The organism is Stenotrophomonas sp. YJH_SMC_12-1, from assembly GCF_059370935.1.
On the sequence record NZ_JCAFUD010000006.1, the window covers coordinates 64,816 to 84,736 of the forward strand.

At 67.7% G+C, this 19,921-nt stretch carries 18 protein-coding genes; 1 reads left to right on the plus strand and 17 read right to left on the minus strand.

What is annotated here, in order from left to right; translation table 11 throughout:
- Positions 1-112: 112 nt before the first annotated feature.
- From AC5P8Y_RS12215 to hisS, 16 genes are all read right to left on the minus strand, one after another.
- On the minus strand, positions 113-3,070 hold the full coding sequence (locus tag AC5P8Y_RS12215; RefSeq protein ID WP_111188677.1) for a TonB-dependent receptor plug domain-containing protein: 2,958 nt from the start codon (positions 3,068-3,070) through the stop codon (positions 113-115).
- Between the two features lie 401 nt (positions 3,071-3,471).
- Positions 3,472-4,203, minus strand: coding sequence for a copper homeostasis protein CutC (locus AC5P8Y_RS12220; RefSeq protein WP_049433129.1), 732 nt, complete (start codon positions 4,201-4,203; stop codon positions 3,472-3,474).
- Positions 4,200-5,198, minus strand: coding sequence for a glycosylasparaginase (locus tag AC5P8Y_RS12225; RefSeq protein WP_049395194.1), 999 nt, complete (start codon positions 5,196-5,198; stop codon positions 4,200-4,202). The genes AC5P8Y_RS12220 and AC5P8Y_RS12225 overlap by 4 nt, the downstream gene beginning before the upstream one ends.
- A gap of 51 nt (positions 5,199-5,249) precedes the next feature.
- On the minus strand, positions 5,250-6,272 hold the full coding sequence (locus tag AC5P8Y_RS12230) for a glucokinase (RefSeq protein ID WP_033833302.1): 1,023 nt from the start codon (positions 6,270-6,272) through the stop codon (positions 5,250-5,252).
- 84 nt (positions 6,273-6,356) lie between these two features.
- Positions 6,357-6,641 carry a hypothetical protein gene (locus AC5P8Y_RS12235; RefSeq protein ID WP_005409434.1) on the minus strand — a complete coding sequence of 95 codons (285 nt, stop codon included), beginning with the start codon at positions 6,639-6,641 and terminating at the stop codon, positions 6,357-6,359.
- 36 nt (positions 6,642-6,677) lie between these two features.
- Positions 6,678-8,267, minus strand: a complete 1,590-nt coding sequence (locus AC5P8Y_RS12240) for a calcineurin-like phosphoesterase C-terminal domain-containing protein (RefSeq protein WP_049402240.1) — start codon at positions 8,265-8,267, stop codon at positions 6,678-6,680.
- A 154-nt stretch (positions 8,268-8,421) separates the two neighbouring features.
- Entirely contained in the window at positions 8,422-9,042 is a 621-nt protein-coding gene (hisIE, locus tag AC5P8Y_RS12245) for a bifunctional phosphoribosyl-AMP cyclohydrolase/phosphoribosyl-ATP diphosphatase HisIE (RefSeq protein WP_164133503.1), read from the minus strand.
- Complete coding sequence (gene hisF, locus AC5P8Y_RS12250) at positions 9,032-9,808, minus strand: imidazole glycerol phosphate synthase subunit HisF (protein WP_049402241.1); 777 nt, start codon at positions 9,806-9,808, stop codon at positions 9,032-9,034. Before hisF ends, hisIE begins: the two co-directional genes overlap by 11 nt.
- On the minus strand, positions 9,802-10,536 hold the full coding sequence (hisA, locus tag AC5P8Y_RS12255) for a 1-(5-phosphoribosyl)-5-[(5-phosphoribosylamino)methylideneamino]imidazole-4-carboxamide isomerase (protein WP_111188691.1): 735 nt from the start codon (positions 10,534-10,536) through the stop codon (positions 9,802-9,804). Before hisA ends, hisF begins: the two co-directional genes overlap by 7 nt.
- Complete coding sequence (gene hisH / locus AC5P8Y_RS12260) at positions 10,533-11,135, minus strand: imidazole glycerol phosphate synthase subunit HisH (RefSeq protein WP_010482586.1); 603 nt, start codon at positions 11,133-11,135, stop codon at positions 10,533-10,535. Before hisH ends, hisA begins: the two co-directional genes overlap by 4 nt.
- Positions 11,132-12,205: a bifunctional histidinol-phosphatase/imidazoleglycerol-phosphate dehydratase HisB gene (gene hisB, locus AC5P8Y_RS12265; protein WP_049402242.1), complete on the minus strand. Its 1,074-nt coding sequence runs from the start codon at positions 12,203-12,205 to the stop codon at positions 11,132-11,134. Before hisB ends, hisH begins: the two co-directional genes overlap by 4 nt.
- On the minus strand, positions 12,202-13,296 hold the full coding sequence (gene hisC / locus AC5P8Y_RS12270) for a histidinol-phosphate transaminase (RefSeq protein WP_049402243.1): 1,095 nt from the start codon (positions 13,294-13,296) through the stop codon (positions 12,202-12,204). Before hisC ends, hisB begins: the two co-directional genes overlap by 4 nt.
- Positions 13,293-14,588, minus strand: coding sequence for a histidinol dehydrogenase (hisD, locus tag AC5P8Y_RS12275; protein WP_049402244.1), 1,296 nt, complete (start codon positions 14,586-14,588; stop codon positions 13,293-13,295). The genes hisC and hisD overlap by 4 nt, the downstream gene beginning before the upstream one ends.
- Positions 14,585-15,496 carry an ATP phosphoribosyltransferase gene (hisG, locus tag AC5P8Y_RS12280; RefSeq protein ID WP_033833294.1) on the minus strand — a complete coding sequence of 304 codons (912 nt, stop codon included), beginning with the start codon at positions 15,494-15,496 and terminating at the stop codon, positions 14,585-14,587. Before hisG ends, hisD begins: the two co-directional genes overlap by 4 nt.
- A gap of 34 nt (positions 15,497-15,530) precedes the next feature.
- On the minus strand, positions 15,531-15,839 hold the full coding sequence (locus AC5P8Y_RS12285; RefSeq protein WP_088025802.1) for a YerC/YecD family TrpR-related protein: 309 nt from the start codon (positions 15,837-15,839) through the stop codon (positions 15,531-15,533).
- A gap of 404 nt (positions 15,840-16,243) precedes the next feature.
- Positions 16,244-17,638 carry a histidine--tRNA ligase gene (gene hisS / locus AC5P8Y_RS12290; RefSeq protein WP_005413164.1) on the minus strand — a complete coding sequence of 465 codons (1,395 nt, stop codon included), beginning with the start codon at positions 17,636-17,638 and terminating at the stop codon, positions 16,244-16,246.
- A 126-nt stretch (positions 17,639-17,764) separates the two neighbouring features.
- On the opposite strand from hisS, the gene AC5P8Y_RS12295 reads away from it, so the two are divergent.
- Positions 17,765-18,517 (plus strand): Crp/Fnr family transcriptional regulator, encoded by a 753-nt coding sequence (locus AC5P8Y_RS12295; RefSeq protein ID WP_049430818.1) that lies wholly within the window; start codon positions 17,765-17,767, stop codon positions 18,515-18,517.
- A 102-nt stretch (positions 18,518-18,619) separates the two neighbouring features.
- Here the strand turns inward: AC5P8Y_RS12295 and thrC are convergent, their stop codons facing one another.
- The gene (thrC, locus tag AC5P8Y_RS12300) at positions 18,620-19,906 is read right to left on the minus strand and encodes a threonine synthase (protein ID WP_111188629.1); all 1,287 of its coding nucleotides are present in this window, start codon (positions 19,904-19,906) and stop codon (positions 18,620-18,622) included.
- Positions 19,907-19,921: the final 15 nt, after the last annotated feature.

Below are 19,921 nucleotides of genomic sequence, written 5' to 3' on the forward strand. Positions count from 1 at the left end.
TCAAATCCAGCCACCCCGGGGTTCATGATGGGGTTCATCCACGCATGGCGTGGAACTACCGAGCGGACGGAGGCGCCAGGCGGATCAAGCCCGGCGCCCCCTGCGGGTCTGCTCAGAAGGTGAACACGTACTCCAACGCGAACTCGCGGCCGACCGCGCCCAGCAGGCGGGTCGGGGCGAAGTCGTAATCCAGCTTGTACGGGTCCTTGTGGTTCCAGCTGGCGGAGTTGAAGGCGTTGTTGACGTACACGTTTACCTTCGCGTGTACGGTCACCTGGTAGCCCACGTTGAAGTTCCAGGTGATGAACGGCCCCACTCGACCGTAGTAGCGCGCCGTCTGCTGCCCGGCATTGGGGTTCGGGTTCGGCGAGCCGTCCGGACGTGTCGCCGGCTCCAGGCAGTTCAGCGACGGGCTGTCGCTGGGCACGTAGCCGTCGGCGAACGGCAGGCAGCCGCCGGGGTTGTCCAGGCGGTCGGTGCCCCAGTGGTAGCGCACGCCCGGCACCGAGCCCACGCGGTCGGCATAGACATTGGCATTCCAGTTGCCGCGCTGCCAGGCCAGGCTCGCGCGCAGCTTGCTGCGCAGGTCGCGGTCGCGGCGTTCCGGGTTCGGGTCGTTGGCGTAGCGCTGTTCCTTGGTCGAGATCTGGTTGGTGTAGTTCAGACCCAGCTGGAAACTGCCCCACTGCGCGGTTTCCAGGCGATAGCGTGCGGTCAGGTCGACACCACGCACTTCGCGGCTGGCCAGGTTGAACGGGCCGCGCTCGATCGACACCAGGCGGCCGCTGCCGTCACGGTTCACGCGGGCCAGGATGCCGGCGCAGTAGTCGCCACCGGCCGGATTGGCCCATGGCGTGCCATCGATGTTCTTGCCGGTCAGGCAGCCGGCCTCGCTGGCCAGCACCTCATCGGCGCCGACGTCGACGATCATGTCTTCCAGCTTGATCGCCCAGTAGTCGGCACTGACCGACAGGTTCGGCATCACGTCCCAGACGAAACCGACCGTCCACGAATCACCGGTTTCCGAGCGCAGCAGCGGCGTGCCACGGCGGTTCACGTCGAAGGTGTACCAGACATCGGTGTTGCCCACGCCGCAGTTGTTGACCAGGTAGGCACCGCTCTGGATGCAGCGCAGGCGGTCATAGGTCTGCACTTCGGAGCTGCTCGGCTGGCCCAGCAGGTAATGCATGTCCGGCGCATGGAAGCTGGTGGCATAGGAGCCACGCACCAGCAGCGATTCAACCGGGCGCCATTCCAGGCCGACGTTCCAGGTGGTTTCCTTCTGGCTGCCGATGTTCAGTGCTTCGCTGCTGTCGTCGGCCTTGTAGTTGCCATAGCGGTCATAGCGCGCGGCCGCAGTGGCGGTCACGCTGTCCAGCAGCGGAATCTTGAACTCGACGCCGGCCGAATAGCGGGTGCGCTCGCCGCCACCGCGATCGACGTTCTGCAGGTCGAAGTCGATGCCGGCGCGTGGGTCGGGGCTGAGGTGATAACCCTGCTGCGCGATTTCAGCCACCGCGGCGAACGAGATCGGGCCGGCCCAGCCCTGGAACAGTTCGCCGGTGATATCCGCCGACGCCTGGTTGACCCAGGACGCCGCACGGTTCTTCGCCACCGTACCCATCTGCCAGTACTGGTCCGGCGTCAGCGGATTCCACCAGCGCGATTCGTTCAAGGCGTAGATCGCCTCGCCATCGGCCGTGGTGCCAAGCTTCGGGCCGAGGAAGTAGTCGTACGACTTCTGCTTGTCGACCACGTTCTGCCGTTCTTCCACGCGGTAATAGGAACGCCCCACCGTGGCGCTCCAGTCGAAGCGATCGGCCAGGCGGCCACGCAGGCCAGCGCTCCAGTCCCAGGACAGTTCGCGGTTGGTGTTGCGCAACGTATCCAGCCCGCCAACCTCATTCGGGGTGAACTGGCGCACGCCAAGAATCGGGCGGTTGCGGTTGGCGTCCCAGTAGTAGCCGTTGTCATCGTCGATCAGCGACACGCCGGGCGGATTGGTGCCCCAGATCGCTTCGGAACGGTAGACCGCCAGATTGGTCCAGGCCTGCAGGTCATTGCTGAAATCAAAGGTGGCATACAGGTTGCCGGACACGTTCTCGGCACCGCCGGTGAGCAGCCAGTTGGCGTAGTCGGCGCTCATGCCGCACAGGCGGCCGGTGTTGGTGATGGTGTTGGCGGCGTAGTTGTAGACCAGTCGATCGGCGGTGTAGTACTCACTGCCGAACTTCTCGCAGGTGCCGGTGGGCGGCGCCAGGCGCTGGCCCGTGGTCGGATCGATCAACGCCAGTCCGGCGGTAGGACGGAAGCCGACCTTGCGTTGTTCCATGTTCCAGGACGGGTACGGCGCATCATCGGCATCGTCCATCTGCGGGCGGTCACGGCCGAACAACGGATCGCGCTTGGTGTACTGCAGCGCGTAGGTCACGCTCCAGTTGTCACCGGTCTTGCCGCCGGCCCAGGACAGGTCCCAGGTGTCGCGCCCACCCTCGGTGGAGGTGCCGCCACGCACGCGCACTTCGTCGCCGTCGTAGTTGGTCTTCAGGATGACATTGACCACGCCGGCGATCGCATCCGAGCCATAGATGGCCGAGGCGCCACCGGTCAGCACTTCGATGCGCTCCACCGCCGCGGCCGGAATGTTGCCGTAGTTGGAGAAGTTGGTTTCACCGCCATAGGGCAGCGGGTAGTCGGCCACGCGACGTCCGTTGACCAGCAGCAGCGAGCGGTTCGGGCCCATCCCGCGCAGGTTCAGGCCGCTGGCATTGGGCGTATGCGAACCCCACTGCGAGGCGGCTTCAACAGTGCCGGTCGCTTCGGTGAGGGTCTTCAGCGCGTCGTACACGCTGACGAAGCCTTCCTTCTGGATCTGCGCGGCGGTGATCACGTTGACCGGTGCCGGGCCTTCGACGCTGGCGCGCTTGATGCGCGAGCCGGTGACGGTGACCGCGTCGAGATCCTTGGTGGACGAACTGGCAGCTTCCTGTGCACTGGCAGCCAGGGGCAACAGGGCCAGGACCAGGGCCTGGGACAGCAGGTGACGACGCTTGCGGACGTTCTGAGCCATGGGTGGTTGCTCTTCGAAAGTGTGGACGCACGGACGGGTGGTGGCGCGGCGCTACGGCTGATCCGGGCACCTGGATCGGTTCAAGACCATCCCGACACCCTCCCCTGTGGATCGATCCAAACTAAAGCACAGCTGAACCACGCCGGGCATGCGGCGATGCAGCAATGCCCGAGGGAATGCCGCTATCGGCTGCCGGCATCCAGAACAATCAAAGGGTTGCAAAACATCGCTGAGAGAACAGCGCACACGTCAATGACGCGATCGCGACAATCGCGCGCGGAACGGATTTGTCCGTCGCAGGACAGCGCCGGGATCGGATCCCTTCGCAGAAGGGCTATGACCCGATTGCGTCGGGTGGGGTCGGAGCCCTTCTGCGAAGGGATCCGACCCCGGCCCTGCGATCAGCCGTCGAGGGCCTGACGCAGTGCGGCCACGGTCGCGGTGGCGGTCTGGCTCCAGTCCGGGCCCAGCCCGCGCAGCGCCGGGTTCTGGAACTGCATGGCCGAGCGCCTCAGGCCTTTGGCCGAGGCGTGCAGTTCGGTGCAGCCGCTGCGTCGTGCGACGGCGGCGATGTTGGCCGGGCCCAGCCCGGCGCCGGCCATCACCGTGATACGTCCTGCCGCCTGGGTGACCAGGCCCGCCAGCACATCGGCACCGGCCTCGGCACTGACCTGGCCGCCCGAGGTCAGCACGCGCTGGCAACCCAGTTCGATCACCTGTTCCAGTGCCGCCGGCAGATCGCGGGCGGCATCGAAGGCGCGGTGGAAGGTCACCTGCAGCGGCCCGGCAGCCTGCACCAGTTCACGGCACAACGCCACGTCGATACCGCCCTGCACATCCAGTGCACCGATCACCACGCCATCGCAGCCGAGCGCGCGGCACTGCGCGATGTCACGCAGCATCAGTTCGATTTCCAGCGCGTCGTAGTGGAAGTCGCCCGGGCGTGGCCGCACCAGCACGAACAGCGGAATCGACAGGCGTTCGCGCGCAATCGCGATGCTGGCGAACGACGGCGTGGTACCACCCTCGGCCAGGTTGTCGAACAGCTCGATGCGGTCGGCGCCGCCGGCCTGGGCGGCCAGCGCCGAGGCCAGCGAGTTGCTGGCGATCTCCAGGGTCAGCCGCGTGCTCACGCCTGGGTGCTCGTGTAGATCGACGGCGAGTCGCGCAGGTCATCCTGGCGCTGCGCATCGCACACGGCGTAGACGAAGCCGCGATGCAGCGCGTAGGCGCCTACCTCGCCCTGCTTGTTCATGGCCAGGAAGCACACCTGTAGCGTTCTGCTAGCTTCCGGGCGCTTGCGCACCACGCGGTCGATGGCTTCGCGGCAAGCCTGCGCCGGCGAGCGCCCCTGGCGCATCAGCTCGACCACCAGGAACGACGCGGCGTTGCGGATCATCTCCTCGCCCACGCCCGAGGCAGTGGCCGCCCCCACTTCGTTGTCGACATACAGGCCAGCACCGATGATCGGGCTGTCGCCGACCCGGCCGTGCAGCTTCCAGGCCATGCCGCTGGTGGTACAGGCACCGGCAAGGTGGCCCTTGGCATCCAGCGCCAGCATGCCGATGGTGTCGTGGTTGTCGCTGTTGCCGGGAATACCTCGCCGCTCGGCGTTGATCTGCGGCTGATACTTCTCCGTCTTCAGCCACTCGCGCCAGGCCGCTTCGGCCTGCGGCGTCAGCAGGTGCTTGCGCTCGAAACCCTGCTGCATCGCGAACTGCTGCGCGCCCTCGCCCACCAGCAGCACGTGTGGGCTGTTCTCCATCACTTTGCGGGCCACCGACACCGGATGCAGGATGTCGACCAGCGCGGCCACTGCGCCACAACGGCCATCGCCATCCATGATGCTCGCGTCCAGGCTCAGCACGCCGTCGCGATCCGGGTTGCCACAATGGCCGACGGTGGGGTTGCACAGCTCGCTCTCGGCCCAGCGCGCGCCTGCTTCCACCGCATCCAGCGCGCTGCCGCCCTGCGCCAGTACCTTCCACGCGGCCTGGTTGGCCGGTACGCCGAAGTCCCAGGTCGAAACCACCTTGGCCCCACCCTGCGTGCGCGCCTGCACGCCCGGCAAAGCCGCCATGCCTGCAGCCAGTGCACCGGCCTGCAGGAACTGCCTGCGATCCACCATCTTCCCCTCCCAGTCTGCAATGCACGGCCGGCCCGATGCCGACCCTGCCGATCAGTCGTGCGTGGGCTGCCGTGCGGCGTGCCAGACCGCTGCGCCGAGCACGCCCAACTGGCCGTGCTCCACCCGCCATACCGGCACCTGGCGCAGCACCTCGGTCAGTACGCCCTTGTTGAGGAAGCGCTCACGGAAGCGGCCATCGGCCAGGAAATCCTGCACATGCGCGGAAATACCTCCGGCGAGGTATACCGAGCGCGCACCGACAGCGATCGCCGCGTCGCCGGCCAGGCTGCCCAGCCAGGCACAGAACACCTGCAGCGTTTCCACCGCCAGTGCATCCTCGCCGCTGCGGGCGGCACCGATCAGCGCCTCGGTACTGGTCCACACCGCGGTGGCACCGCGCAGCTCGCACAGGCACGGGTACAGGTTCATCAGGCCACTGCCGGACAGCACGCGTTCGTTGTCCACGTGCGGCCAGCGCTGCAGCAGCTTGCCCAGCACCTGCAATTCCAGCGTGTTGCCGGCGCCGAGCGCGGCATGGCCGATCTCGCTGGCCAGCACCGGGCGCTCGCCGTCGGCAAAGCGCAGTGCGGCGCCCAGGCCGGTACCGGCACCCAGCACCAGCGCCGGGAATGCCTGCGCCGGATCAGCATCGCCGTTCAGCGGCACCAGCGTGTCCGGCCGCAGATAAGGAATGGCCAGCGCCACCGCCTCGAAATCGTTGATCAGCTGCAACTCGTGCAGCCCGGACTGCGCGCGGGTGGCCGACAGCGAGACCGTCCATGGCAGGTTGGAATTGATCAGCACATCGCCATCGAGCAGGCCGGCAATGGCCACCACCGCGGTCTGCACCGGCTGGCCAAGGCCTGCGGTGAAATCGGCCAGGATCGCCGCCAGGCTGGGATGCTCGGCGCAGGCATAGGTGCGATGGCTGCTCAGCAGCGGCGCCTGGCCGGGTTGGGTTTCAGCCAGCGCGAGGCGGGCGAAGGTGCCGCCGACATCGGCAACGACCAGACGGCGTGGAAGACCGCCGCGGGCGGAGTCGGAGGAAACCGGGGACGCTGCTGCGATGGTCACGCTGGCCTGCTTGGATCGATTGAATCGCCCCGATTCTCAGGCATCGGGGCGGCTTTGCCTAGCGCGCCGACGGTTCAGGTTGGCCTACATGCCTTCCTGTTCGGCCACCTGCACGCCATCCACCAGCACCCGCAGCCGCTGCGGGCGGAAGCCGGCGAACAGCAGCGGCCGGGTGCGCTCGACCAGCACTTCATGGCCGGCGATGTGGCGCAGCCACGACTGTACCAGCGAGAACGAGAAGTGGGTGCCCGGATGCAGCGGGTGCTGCACCCAGACCTTCTCGGTGGCGCTCTGCAGCAGCATCGCGCCGGTGAACCAGTGGCGGCTGAGGGTCACCGGTGTGGTGCCGGCCATGAAGCGGATATCCATGCGGGGTCCTTTCGCTGGAGCGCTGGTGCGCGGGGGTCAGGGCTGGGCAGTCTGCAGGCTGTAGCTGGTGCTGGCGGTGAACACCGCGCCGTCGGGCTGGGTGGAACGCACCTCGACCTTGTGGCTGCCCACGGCCAGATCGGTCGGCAGCGCGCCACGCCACAGGTGCGGCGATGCGGTGGCCTCCGGCGAGCGGTCGTAGCCACGCAGGCTGTCAGCCAGATCGTCGGCCACGTTCTCCACCATCAGGCGCGGATCGGGCTGGCTGACCTGCTTCATCGGCTGCCAGGCGCCGCCATCGACGCGGTACTCGACCACGCTGGCATCCTCACCCATGTAGACGTTGGCATAGATGCCCCATGCCGGATAGGCCCCCTGGCGCAGCACCTTGGGGGCATGCAGGCCGATCTGCTCGCTGGCCGGCTTGCCGGCCACGCGGTACTGCAGTCTGTAGCTGCCATTACCGGCCACGTCGAGCAGCGCATAGCCCTTCGGCGTGCCATCGCTCATGATGCTGTCCGGCACGCCGGCGGCATTCTTCACCCCCGACCAGAACGCACCGCAGTTGGCACCCACGTTGTATTCGTGCAGCGGCTTGTCGCCGTTCCAGCCGTCGGCCTTGCCGTGGTAGACGTGCTGCTGGGTGTGGCTGTGGCCGCTGAGCACCAGCACGTTGCGGAAGTCCTTCAACAGGTCGAACAGGCGCTGACGGTCAGCATGGCGGAAGGTCTCGCGTCCCGGCGCCGCGTCGAACAGCGGGATGTGCATGCCCAGCACCAGCAGGCGGTCCCTGTGCAGGCCCTTCAGGTAGCTGGCAAGGAAGGCGAACTGGTCTTCGCGCAGTCCACCGACATACTTCGGCTTGGCCTTGGGGTCGTACACCACGTCGTCCAGGAACACGAAGCTGGCGCCGCCTTCTTCCACCGCGTAGGTGTCCGGGCCGTAGATGTTGCGCCAGCTGTCCAGCGAGTGCTCATCGCTGGCGGCATCGAAATCGAGGTCGTGGTTGCCCGGCACATGGAACCACGGCACGCCAAGTTCGGTGGTGACCTTGTTGATCGCCGGATACAAGGTCAGGTCGTCGTTGACGATGTCACCCAGGGTGGTGCCCATGCGCGCCCTCGTCTGACCGACCAGCGGCGCCACGATCGACTGCTGGTAGTAGCCGATGTCCTTCAGGCTGGCGGTCTGCGAATCGGTGAACACCAGCATCTGGAAACCGCGGCGGCTGTCATGGCGATCCGACTGCAGCGCGAAATCCCAGTTGCGGGTGCCATCGCTGGTGGCGGCGATGCCGCCGTACTTCAACGCCGGCGAACCGTTCGGGCGATAGTGCCGCCAGAACGAAGGCAGGCCGTCGGCCGCTTTCGGGAAGGAATACGCATCGGGCTTGATCACGAACACGGTCTGGCCATCACGCACCTGCAGGCTGTAGCTGCCATCTGCAGCCGTCTTGACGATGGCCTCGCCGTTGGAGACCTGCACGCCGGCCAGGCCCGGATCGGTCGCACCGCGGCCGGGTTTGCCGTCGCGCTCCAGATAGACCTTGCCGGTGACCACGGTGTCCGCGGCCCAGGCCGGCGAGGTCAGCAACAGGCAGCACAGCCAGGCGGCAGGCAGTTTCATGGGCGGTCCGGGTAAAGAAAGACCGCCTATTGTAGATTCCGTTGATGACATCGCGCACGCGATGACGCATGCCGGTAGTGCCGGCCGCTGGCCGGCAGCCCCATGAACGTCGGGCATCCGGGGCTTGCCGGCCAGCGGCTGGCACTACCCCACTTCAACGATGGCGTTTTTCCAGCACCGCACGCGCATCATCCAGCGACAGCCCGCGCGCGCGCAGCAGCACCAGCAGGTGGTACAGCAGGTCCGAGGCCTCGCCCAGCAACGCCTCATCATCCTGCGCCACCGCCGCCAGGGCGGTCTCCACCCCCTCCTCGCCCACCTTCTGTGCGATACGGCGGATGCCGCCCTCGAACAGGCTGGTGGTGTAGCTGCCCGGTGGGCGTTGCGCCTCACGCATCGCCACCAGCTGGCCCAGCCCGCCCAGGAAATCCTTCGGCGCCTGGTCGAAGCAGCTCTCTGCACCGGTGTGGCAGGTTGGCCCCGCCGGCCGTGCCATCACCAGCAAAGTATCTGCATCGCAGTCGACGCTGATCGACTGCACCACCAGCACGTTGCCGGACTGCTCGCCCTTGGTCCACAACCGCTGCTTGCTGCGGCTGAAGAAGGTCATGTGGCCGATGGCCAGCGTGGCCGCCAGCGATTCGGCACTCACAAAGCCCAGCATCAGTACCTGCAGGGTATCAGCATCCTGCACCACCGCCGGCAGCAGGCCGTCGCCCTTGCTCCAGTCCAGCGCCTGCAATGCGTCCAATGACGCCCTGACTTCAATAGACATCCCGCACCTCGATCTGCTGTCCGCGCAGGTAGCGCTTCAATTCCGGAATGGCGATCGCGCCGCTGTGGAACACGCTGGCGGCCAGCGCGCCGTCGACGTCGGCCTGGTCAAAGGCTTCGGCGAAGTGCTCCATCGCACCCGCACCGCCGGAGGCGATCAGCGGCACCTGGCACAATGACCGTGCCTGCTGCAGTTGCACGACATCGTAGCCACGGCGTACGCCATCGCTGTCCATGCAGTTCAGCACGATCTCACCGGCACCCCGCCGTTGTGCTTCGACGATCCAGTCCAGGGTGCGCAGTGGCACCGCCTGGGTCTTGTCCGGGTCCCCGCTGAAGCGGCGCACCCGCCACTGTCCATCGGTCTCGCGTACCGAGTCGACACCGACCACCACGCATTGCACGCCGAACTCGTCGGCCAGTTCAGTGATCAGTTCCGGACGGCCCAACGCCGGCGAGTTGATCGACACCTTGTCGGCACCGGCGAACAGCACGCGACGCGCGGTTTCCACGCTGTCGATGCCACCGGCCACGCAGAACGGAATGTCGATCAGCCGCGCGATGCGCTCGATCCAGGCAACGTCGACCGAACGCGCCTCGGGGCTGGCGCCGATGTCATAGAACACCAGCTCGTCCGCCCCCTGGTCGCGATAGCGCTGCGCCAACTCGGCGATGTCGCCCATGTCGACGTGGTCGCGGAAGCGCACGCCCTTGACCACGCGGCCATCGCGCACGTCCAGGCAGGGAATGATGCGCCGGCTCAACATGCCAGCGCCTCCGCCAGGTCCATGCGCTGCTCCAGCAGTGCCTTGCCGAGAATCGCACCGCCACAGCCGGCGGCACGGGCCTCGGCCACATCGGCTACGTCACGGATGCCACCGGAGGCCTGCACCGCCACCCCCGGCAGCAACCCCGACAAGTGCCGGTAGAGGCCGATGTTGGGCCCGGCCAACATGCCGTCCCGGGCAATGTCGGTACACAGCAGGTGGCGCATGCCGGCGCGCGCGTAGCGCTGTGCAAGGTCATCCAGGGGCACCCCGGCATTCTCGGTCCAGCCGTGCACCGGCAGCTGCCACTGCCCCTGTGCGTCCTGGCGCGCGTCCAGCGCAATCGTGATGCGCTCGGCGCCGAATTCCTCCAGCCAGCCGACCACTTCATCGGGGCGACGCACCGCCAGCGAGCCGACCACCACGCGACCGGCGCCGGCATCGAGGATGCGCGCCACATCGTCGCGGCCGCGCACGCCACCGCCGGTCTGCACCTGCAGCGGCGTGTGCGCGCGGATCGCAGCCAGCAGCGGCGCCAGGGTGTAGCCACCGGCGCGTGCGGCGTCCAGGTCGACCAGATGCATCCATTGCGCGCCCTGCGCGGCGAAGGCCTGCGCGCGCGGCAACGGATCATCCCCATAGGAGGTTTCCTGCGCGTAGTCGCCCTGGCGCAGCCGCACCACGCGGCCATCGCGGATATCCAGCGCGGGGTAGACGATGAAACTCATGCAGCCGTGCCCTCGAGGAAGTTGCGCAGCATCAGCGAGCCGGTCTCGCCGGAGCGCTCGGGGTGGAACTGTGCGCCGTAGTAACGCCCCTGCTCCACCACGGCAGTGAACAGGCCGCCGTGGTCGCAGGCAGCGACGGTGTGGGTGTTGAGGGGTGCCGCGTAGCTGTGCACGAAGTAGGCGCTGGCACGCTCCGGCACGCCGCGCAGCAGCAGCGATTCGCGCAGCGGCAGCAGGCGGTTCCAGCCCATGTGCGGCACCCGGATGCCGCAGGCCGGCACCAGCTTCCGCACCACGCCGGGAATCAGGCCCAGTGTCTCCACACCCGCTTCCTCGGAGCGCTCGAACAGCAGCTGCATGCCCAGGCAGATGCCCATCAGCGGCACCTCCAGTCGCTGCAGCGGTTCCACCAGGCCCTGCGCATGCAGGCGTTGCATGCCGGGACCGGCGGCGCCGACGCCGGGCAGGATCACCCGCTGCGCACCGATCAGACCGTCCGCATCGCGCACCAGCCGTACCGTCGCACCCAGGCGCTCCAGTGCGTAGCGCACCGAGCCCAGGTTGGCGCCGCCGGCATCGATCAGCGCAACGTCACTCACAGCGCCCCCTTGGTGCTCGGCAGTGCCGTGCCGTGCCGGGCCAGCGCCGGACGCAGCGCGCGGGCCAGGGCCTTGAAGCACGCCTCCACCTTGTGGTGATCGTTGTCGCCGCGTACCTGCAGGTTGAGGTTCAGGCCGCTGGCATCGCACAGCGAGCGGAAGAAGTGCGGTACCAGCTCGGTCGGCATATCGCCCACGCGCTCGCGCTTGAACTCGCCCTCGAACACGAAGTACGGGCGGCCACTGAAGTCCAGCGCAGCGCTGGCCAGCGTCTCGTCCATCGGCAGCGTGAAACCGTAGCGGCCGATGCCGCGCTTGTCGCCCAGCGCCTCGCGCAGCGCCTGGCCCAATGCGAGCCCGGTGTCTTCAATGGTGTGGTGCTCGTCGATGTGCAGGTCACCCTCGGCCTGGATGTCCAGCGCGAAGCCGCCATGCTTGCCGATCTGTTCCAGCATGTGGTCGAAGAACGGCAGGCCGGTGGAGATGCGTGCATCACCCGCGCAATCCAGGTCCAGTTCGACGCGGATCTTCGTTTCTTTCGTGTTGCGCTGGACCACGGCGGTGCGCGGTGCGTCGGCCAGCGCGTGGGCAATGCCCGGCCAGTCCCACTGACCACCGAACTGCTCGGTGCGCAACTGGAAACCGCGGATGTTGAGGTTGTCGGCAAACTGCAGGTCGGTGATGCGATCGCCGACCATGCCCGAACGCGCCCAGTCGATGCTGCGGTCCTGCAGATAAGCCGTCATCAGTCCGATGGCCGGCTTGCGGGTCGGCGCATTGTCGTGCGGCCAGCTGCAGTCGATCAGCACGTCACGGAAAGTGATGCCCTGGCTCTCGAAGATCTGCAGCATCAGGTCGTTCGGGCCATCGAAGCTGGCACGCGGGTAGCTGTCGCTGCCGAGGCCATCCTGGTTGGTGACGATCACGAACTGATAGCCGGCATCCCGCAGTTTCAGCAGCGCCGGGATCACCTGCGGCACGAAGCGCAGCTTCTCGTAGGCATCGATCTGGAAGTCGGCCGGCTCCTCGATGAGGGTGCCGTCGCGGTCGATGAACAGGATCGGGGTCATGCTGCGGCCCTCCGCGCCGACAGGGCTGCAAGCACGCGGTCATTCTCTTCGGGGCTGCCGATGCTGATGCGCAGCGCATCACCCAACTGCGGCGCGGCGCGCTGGTCGCGCACCACTACCCCTGCAGCAAGCAGCGTATCGAACGCCGCCTGGGCATCGGCGAAGCGCACCAGCAGGTAGTTGCCGGATGAGGCGTACACCCGGCGTACACCGGGCAGGCTGGCCAGTGCCGTTCGCAGGCGCTCGCGTTCGGCGATGACCGTGGCCACGCGTTCGGCGGTGCGTGCCAGCGCGGCCGGCTGCAGAGCCTGCACGGCCAGCTCGGCGCACGGGGTCGGCACCGGGTACGGCGCCTGGCAACGCCGCAGCACGGTAATCAGTTCCGGGGCGGCGATCAGCGTTCCAATGCGAGCGGCCGCGAGCGCGTGTGCCTTCGACAGCGTGCGCAGCACCGCCAGGTTGGCGTGCGCGGCCAGCAACGTGGTCGCCGACGGACGCTGCGCGTACTCGACATAGGCCTCGTCCACCACCACCAGTGCCTGCCCGCGCAACGCAACTGCCACCCGTTCGACCTCGTCCAGGGCGATATCACTGCCGGCCGGGTTCGACGGTGTGCACAGGAACACCAGTTTGGCATTGCGTGCCCTGGCGGTGTCGATCACCGCATCCAGGTCGGCGCGAAGGCCATCCTCGCTGTCCACCAGCGGCACTTCAATCAATGCGGCACCCTGCAAGCGTGCGCAGACCGCATACATGCCGAACACCGGCGGCGTGACCAGCACGCCATCGCGGCCCGACACGCACAGCGCGCGCACCAGCAGATCAATGGCTTCGTCGCTGCCGCGACCGATCAGCAGCTGCTGTGGCGTCACGCCGTACAGCGCCGCCAGTCCCTCGCGCAATGCCAGCGGCTGCGGTTCGGGATAGCGCCGGCTGCTGCCCGCGGCATCAGCGGGATTGGCCCAGGCCGATTCATTCGCGTTCAACCAGACCTCGCCCTGCACCGCCGCACTGCGCGCCGAGCTGTAGCCGGCGAAGCCCTGCAGATCCGGGCGAACCAGTGCCAGCACATCATCGATAGCCGCGTTCATGCTGCCACCTCCATGCGCACTGCGACCGCACGTTCATGTGCATCCAGGCCTTCGGCACTGGCGATGATGCGCGCGCAGCCGCCGATCGCTGCCAGGCCGGCGGCGCTGGCGCTCTGCACGCTGATCAGGTTCTGGAAGCTGGCCACACTGACACCACTGTAGGCATGTGCGGCACCCGCGGTGGGCAGCACGTGGTTGGTGCCGCTGCAGTAGTCGCCCAGTGCCTCGGGGGTGTAATCACCCAGGAACACCGAGCCGGCCGCCTGCACCTTGTCCAGCCACGCACGCGGATCACGCAATGCCAGGATCAGGTGCTCCGGTGCATAGCGGTTGCTGATCGCGAAGGCTTCGTCCAGCGAATCGACCTGGATCAGCCGGGAGGCCGACAGCGCCTGGCGTGCGATCTGCTGGCGCGGCAGCAAAGCCACCTGGCGCTCGACTTCAGCCTCGACCGCCGCCAGCATCGCGGCATCGTCGGTCAGCAGCAGCACCTGCGAATCCGGGCCGTGCTCGGCCTGCGACAGCAGGTCGGCGGCGACGAACGCCGGATTGGCGCCGGCATCGGCAATCACCAGCACTTCTGAGGGGCCGGCCGGCATGTCGATGGCGGCGGCGCCATCCTGTGCGACCTGCTGCTTGGCTTCGGTGACGAAGCTGTTGCCGGGCCCGAACAGCTTGTCACAGGCCGGAATGCTGGCCGTGCCGTAAGCCATCGCAGCGATGGCCTGGGCGCCGCCCAGCTTGAACACGCGCTGCACGCCGGTCAGGCGTGCGGCCACCAGCACCGCAGGATCGGCCGTGCCATCGGCACGCGGCGGCGTGCACAGCACCACCTGCGGGCAGCCGGCCAGCTGCGCCGGCACGCCCAGCATCAGCGCGGTGGACGGCAGCGGCGCGCTGCCGGCAGGCACGTAGAGCCCTACCCGTCCGATCGGCCGCAGTATGCGTTCGCAGACCACGCCCGGGGCGGTTTCCACCGCATACCCCGTACCCATGCCGGCGGCGTGGAAACGGGCGATGCGTTCGGCAGCTTCGACCATCGCCTGGCGCAGCTCGGCGGGGACGGCGGCATCGGCCGCTGCGAACTCGGCTTCGCTCACTTCGAACGATGGCAGCTCGACGCCGTCGAAACGTGCGGTGATCGCACGTAGCGCGTCATCGCCCTGCCCGCGCACCTGTGCAATCAGCGTCGCCACCGCATCGCGGGTCTGCTGCGCCACGGTCTGCACCGGGCGGGTCAGTGCCGCACTGCGCGCGGCCTCATCAAGTCGGGACCAGATCAGACGGTTCATGCCAGCGACCGCTCCACGCTCAGTACCATCAAGCCCTGCGCGCCGGCGCGCTCGAGTTCCTCCATGCGCTGCCAGCTCAACGGGCCCGGGCACATGGTCTGCAGGCGCAGTGCGCCGCCGTCGGCCGGCAGCCGCACCAGCGGCTCGGCATCGGCCAGCAGCTGCGCCAGCGCGTCGACGCGATCCTCGCTGGCGCGGAACATCAGCAGCTTGCGATCCTGGCGCTGCACCACGCCGTCGAGGCGGCGCAGCAGCATCGCGCGCAGCGATGCACGTGCGTCATCCGGCACGCGCACCGCACCGGCCAGCACCGCTTCGCTGTCGAGCAGGTTGTGCACCGGGGTCAGCTGGTTGGCGCGCAGCGTGGCGCCGCTGGAGACGAGGTCGCAGATCAGGTCGGCGGTACCCAGTCGCGGGGCGATTTCCACCGACCCGGACAGCTCGACCACCTGTGCGTCCACGCCCTGTTCGGCCAGCCATTGCTTGAGGATGGCCGGGTAGCTGGTGGCAATGCGGGTACCGGCCAGCTGCGCCGGTCCCTGCCACTGCCACTCCTCGGGTACCGCCAGCATCAGCCGGCACTGGCCAAAGCCCAGTCCGCGCAGTGCCTGGTAGGCATCCGGCAGGCCCATCTGGCGACGTGCCGCAGCCTGCTCGTCCAGCTCGTTGCGGCCGACGATGCCGAGGTCGCAGACGCCGTCGGCGATCAGGCCGGGGATGTCGTCGTCGCGCACCAGCAGCAGGTCCACCGGCAGCGATTCGCCGTAGCAGAACAGCTTGTCGCGGCTCTCGCGCCAGCTCAGGCCACAGGCACTGAGCAGGTTGCGGGCGGGCTCGGCCAGCCGGCCACTCTTCTGGATGGCGATACGCAGCCGGTCTCGTGCCGGCGCTGCCTGGGTTGCACTCATGGGGGAGGTCTCGAAGTTCGGAACGGGGCGCGGATCAGCGCGAAGCAAGGCGGTCGATGGCGGCGGCATAGCCTCGATGGCCATGCTCGAGCGTTCGCGCCACCCGTCCGGTGGTGGTCACGCTGACCCCGGTGCGCTCGTGGATCTCGCGATACGGCACGCCCTGCTGCAGCAGCGGCACCACCTTCCAGCGGTCGGCCATGGCTTCCAGCTCGGCCGGTGTGCACAGATCGCGCAGGAAGGCCTCGACCTGTTCCGGCTCGCGCAGGGCGGCAAAGGCTTGGGCCAGGGCTTCCAGGTCGGCCTTAGGGTCTTTGGCGGCAATCTCGGGGCGGGCTTTCACGGGGTCGTTTCCATGCATCAATGTAATAGCGCGTTAGTACATTAGCGCATTCTTGCGCACTGCGTCAAATCTGGGGGGATTTGTGGGCAGGGCTGCGCCCTGCACCCGCTAGATGCCGAAGCGACGTCAAATGCTGGATGGCTGAGGGTTGGCGGGGTGGGTCCGGTGGCAGGGGACGCCGTAAACCCGTCCATGGGGGCTTGGCCGCGGCATCCATGCCGCGGACACCCCTGCCTCCGGACCCACCCCGCCGTCGACAGTTTCCTGCGAGCTGTTGGAACAGCAAGGGGTCGGATCCGTTTTCTGAAGGAAAACGGCTCTGACCCCGGAACGCGGCCCGGAAACGAAAACGCCCACCGGGTGGTGGGCGTTTCGTGGCGTGTCGGCGTGCGGCCAACCGGCCGTTACATCACCTTCGACTGCTCCAGCTCGACCTGCAGGGTGCTGGCCAGCTCGTCGCGGGAGACTTCGAACTGCTGCTCGCGCAGCAGGTCCTTCACTGCCACCACGCCGCGCGCCAGCTCGTCCTCACCGGCCAGCACCACGAAGCGGATGCCGGCCTTGGCGGCGTACTGGAACTGCTTGCCGATCTTCTTCGGCTCCATCTGCACTTCGGTGTTGATGCCACCGGCGCGCAGGCGGCGCGCGATGTCCAGCGACTGCGGCATGCCCTGCTCGTCCATCAGCGCCACCAGCGCCTGCACGCTGCTGCCCTCGATGCCATCGATCAGGCCGGCTTCGCGCAGCTGCCAGAACAGGCGCGACAGGCCGATGGAGATGCCCACGCCCGGCAGCTTCGACTTGCTGTAGTGGCTGGCCAGGTCTTCGTAGCGGCCGCCCGAGCAGATCGAACCGATCTGCGGGTGGTCGGTCAGCGTGGTCTCGTAGACGGTGCCGGTGTAGTAGTCCAGGCCGCGCGCAATGGAGAAGTTCAGGCAGTACGCGGTTTCCGGCACGCCCAGCGCCTGCACCAGCTGCAGCACTTCGCGCAGTTCGGCGACGCCGGTACGCAGGATCTCAGAAGAACCGGCGTCGGCTTCAAGCGTGGCCAGCTGCGCCAGTGCATCGGCATGGCCCTGCGAACGCACGGCCACGAACGCCAGGATCTTCTCGACCTGCTCGGCCGGAATCTCGAAGCCCTCGCCCACCAGCGTCTCGCGCACGTAATCGGCGCCGCGCTTGTCCAGCTTGTCCACTTCGCGCAGCACCGCCAGCTGGCGCTCGCCCTCGGCCACGCCCAGGCTCTCGAAGAAGCCACGCATCAGCTTGCGGTTGTTCAGCTGGATGCTGAAGTCGCCGATGCGCAGTTCCGAGAACACCGCGTGGATGACCGCCAGCACTTCGGCGTCGTATCGCACGCTCAGGCTGTCCTTGCCGATCACGTCGATGTCGCACTGGTAGAACTCACGGAAGCGGCCGCGCTGGGCGCGCTCGCCGCGGTACACCCGCTGCATCTGGTAGCGACGGAACGGGAAGGTCAGTTCATGCTCGTGCTCGGCCACATAGCGCGCCAGCGGCACGGTCAGGTCGAAGCGCAGCGCCATTTCCGGCAGCGAACGGTCACCCGATTCGGCGGCGTTGGCCAGCGCACCGGTGGACTGCACGAAATACACCTGGCGCTCGGTCTCGCCACCGGACTTGGTCAGCAGCACGTCGGACAGCTCGAACACCGGCGTCTCCACCGGCAGGAACCCGAAGCGCTCGTAGTTGCGACGGATCACGTCCAGCATGCGCTGGAACGCAATCTGCTCGCGCGGCAACAGTTCAAGGGTGCCGGGCGGGGTACGGGGCTTGATCACGGGCGGAACTCCTGCTGGAACGGGACGTGGGAGGGGGCGACATTCTAGCGCCCCCGCCTCGGGCAGGGTCGAACGGCCGCTTGAAGTATCATAAGGCCCTCCCCGCCCGCGATACGCCCCCGCAACATGTCACGGCCTTCCGGCGCTCCGCCCGCCACCAACGATCCCGCCTCGCCGTCCTGCAACACGCTGGATTGCCTGCACTGCTCGGTTCGCCACCTTGCGGTGTGCTCGGCGCTGTCGCCCGATGAAGTGCAGGCACTGGAACAGGTCACCGTTTCCCAGCAGGTCAGCATGGGCAGTACCCTGGCCCGCACCGGCGAAGAGCGCGACCATGTCTATACATTGACCGGCGGCGCCCTGCGCCTGGTGCGCACCCTGGCCGATGGCCGCCGCCAGATCAGTGGCTTCGTGCTTCCCGGCGACTACCTGGGCCTGAGCGGCAGTGACCACCACCGCTACGATATCGAGGCCATCGCAGACAGCCGCGTATGCCGTGTCGCGCTGCCGCAGATGAAGGCGCTTCGCAGCCGCTTCCCGCACCTGGAACGCAAGCTGCTGCAGCGTGCCTGCCAGGAGCTGGACGCCGCGCAGGATGCCGCGCTGGCACTGGCGCGGCTGCAGCCGGCCGAGAAAGTAGCCGACTTCCTGCTGCGCCTGGCCGCGCGCGAGGCCAAGCTGGGTGGCGATGGCCTGCGCGTCTCGCTGCCGATGGGGCGTGGCGACATCGCCGACCATCTGGGCCTGACCATGGAAACGGTCAGCCGTACCTTCACCAAGCTGCGCCAGCAGGGGTTGATCGCCCTGCCCCACCTGAACGTGGTGGAGATCCTCGACGAGGACGGGTTGCGCACGCTGGCCGGTGAAGGGTTGATCTGACCGCATCGCGGTTGGCTGGGTTGCCGGCCAGCGGCCGGCACTACCAGGTGGACGCAGCACGGGTAGTGCCGGCCGCTGGCCGGCAACCCCAGATGCCTTCGATCAACGCAGCAACACCTCGCGCAACACCGCATACTCCGCAGCCAACGGTTCCGCGTGCGCGGGCCGCTGCAGCAACGCATCCAGCGCCGGCGGCACGGCCACTGCTTCGCCAATCAAGGGCTCCACCACTGCCTCGAACTTGGCCGGATGTGCGGTAGCCACCACCGCCCAGTCGCCCTTGGCGCCGCGCGCACGCAGGTCCTGCAGCACCTTCACCGCTGTGGCCGTATGCGGGCAGAACAGTTCGCCGTTGCTGGCATGCGCCGCCGCAATCGTCGCGCGGATGGTCACGTCATCCACCGCGAACGCGCGGAACGCAGCGCGCAGCTCGGCGTCATCTCCGAGGTAAAGCCAGCGCAGGCGTTCAAAGTTGCTGGGCGCCCCTACGTCCATTGCATTGGCCACGGTCGCCACGCTGGCCTGCGGCTGGTAGTCGCCACCATTGAAGTACGCCGGCAGTACCGCATTGGCATTGGTGGCCAGCACGATCTGCCCGATCGGCACGCCCAGCGCGCGCGCCAGCACGGCCGCCATCGCATTGCCAAGGTTGCCGGTCGGCACCACCAGGTTGAGCCGACGACGATGCGTCGCGTAATGGGACAACGCCGCATGCGCGTAATAACTCATCTGCGGCAGCAGGCGGCCGAGGCTGATGCTGTTGGCCGAACTCAGCGGCACCTGCGCCTGCAGTTCGCGGTCAGCCAGTGCCTGCTTGACCATCGCCTGGCAATCGTCGAAGGCACCGGCCACGCGCAGCGCCTGAATGTTGTCGCCGAAACAACCGAGCTGATGCGCCTGGCGCGGTGACACACGGCCATCCGGATACAGCACCACCACGCGCACGCCGGGCTGGCGATGGAAGGCCGCAGCAACGGCGGCGCCGGTATCGCCAGACGTGGCGACAACAATCGTCAGATCGCGGTCCTTGCCGGCCTGCAGCCGCGACAGTGTTCCGGCCAGGAAGCGCGCACCGATATCCTTGAACGCCGCCGTCGGCCCATGGAACAGCTCCAGCACATGGTCACCGCCGCCCAGTGGACGCAGCGGCACCTGAAAGTCGAACGCCTCGCGGCAGATCGATGGCAACGCAGACTCCAGCGTGTCGCCGGAAAAGAACGGCGCCAGCAGATCGGCGGCGGTATCGGCCAGCGTTGCGCCGGCCCGCAGCTCACGTGCCGCCGGCAGCACCTGCGGAACATACAGCCCTCCATCGGGCGCCAATCCTGCAGCGATCGCCGCACTGAGGCCAACGGCCGGGGACTGACCCCGGGTCGAAACAAATTGCATGGGTTCGGTATCCAG

What these genes read in the sequence shown, in the direction of transcription:
- AC5P8Y_RS12215 (WP_111188677.1), bottom strand. Translation starts at nt 3,070, where the DNA reads ATGGCTCAGAACGTCCGCAAGCGTCGTCACCTGCTGTCCCAGGCCCTG.
- AC5P8Y_RS12225 (WP_049395194.1), bottom strand. Translation starts at nt 5,198, where the DNA reads ATGGTGGATCGCAGGCAGTTCCTGCAGGCCGGTGCACTGGCTGCAGGC.
- AC5P8Y_RS12235 (WP_005409434.1), bottom strand. Translation starts at nt 6,641, where the DNA reads ATGGATATCCGCTTCATGGCCGGCACCACACCGGTGACCCTCAGCCGC.
- AC5P8Y_RS12240 (WP_049402240.1), bottom strand. Translation starts at nt 8,267, where the DNA reads ATGAAACTGCCTGCCGCCTGGCTGTGCTGCCTGTTGCTGACCTCGCCG.
- hisIE (WP_164133503.1), bottom strand. Translation starts at nt 9,042, where the DNA reads ATGTCTATTGAAGTCAGGGCGTCATTGGACGCATTGCAGGCGCTGGAC.
- hisF (WP_049402241.1), bottom strand. Translation starts at nt 9,808, where the DNA reads ATGTTGAGCCGGCGCATCATTCCCTGCCTGGACGTGCGCGATGGCCGC.
- hisA (WP_111188691.1), bottom strand. Translation starts at nt 10,536, where the DNA reads ATGAGTTTCATCGTCTACCCCGCGCTGGATATCCGCGATGGCCGCGTG.
- hisB (WP_049402242.1), bottom strand. Translation starts at nt 12,205, where the DNA reads ATGACCCCGATCCTGTTCATCGACCGCGACGGCACCCTCATCGAGGAG.
- hisC (WP_049402243.1), bottom strand. Translation starts at nt 13,296, where the DNA reads ATGAACGCGGCTATCGATGATGTGCTGGCACTGGTTCGCCCGGATCTG.
- hisD (WP_049402244.1), bottom strand. Translation starts at nt 14,588, where the DNA reads ATGAACCGTCTGATCTGGTCCCGACTTGATGAGGCCGCGCGCAGTGCG.
- hisG (WP_033833294.1), bottom strand. Translation starts at nt 15,496, where the DNA reads ATGAGTGCAACCCAGGCAGCGCCGGCACGAGACCGGCTGCGTATCGCC.
- AC5P8Y_RS12295 (WP_049430818.1), top strand. Translation starts at nt 17,765, where the DNA reads ATGTCACGGCCTTCCGGCGCTCCGCCCGCCACCAACGATCCCGCCTCG.
- thrC (WP_111188629.1), bottom strand. Translation starts at nt 19,906, where the DNA reads ATGCAATTTGTTTCGACCCGGGGTCAGTCCCCGGCCGTTGGCCTCAGT.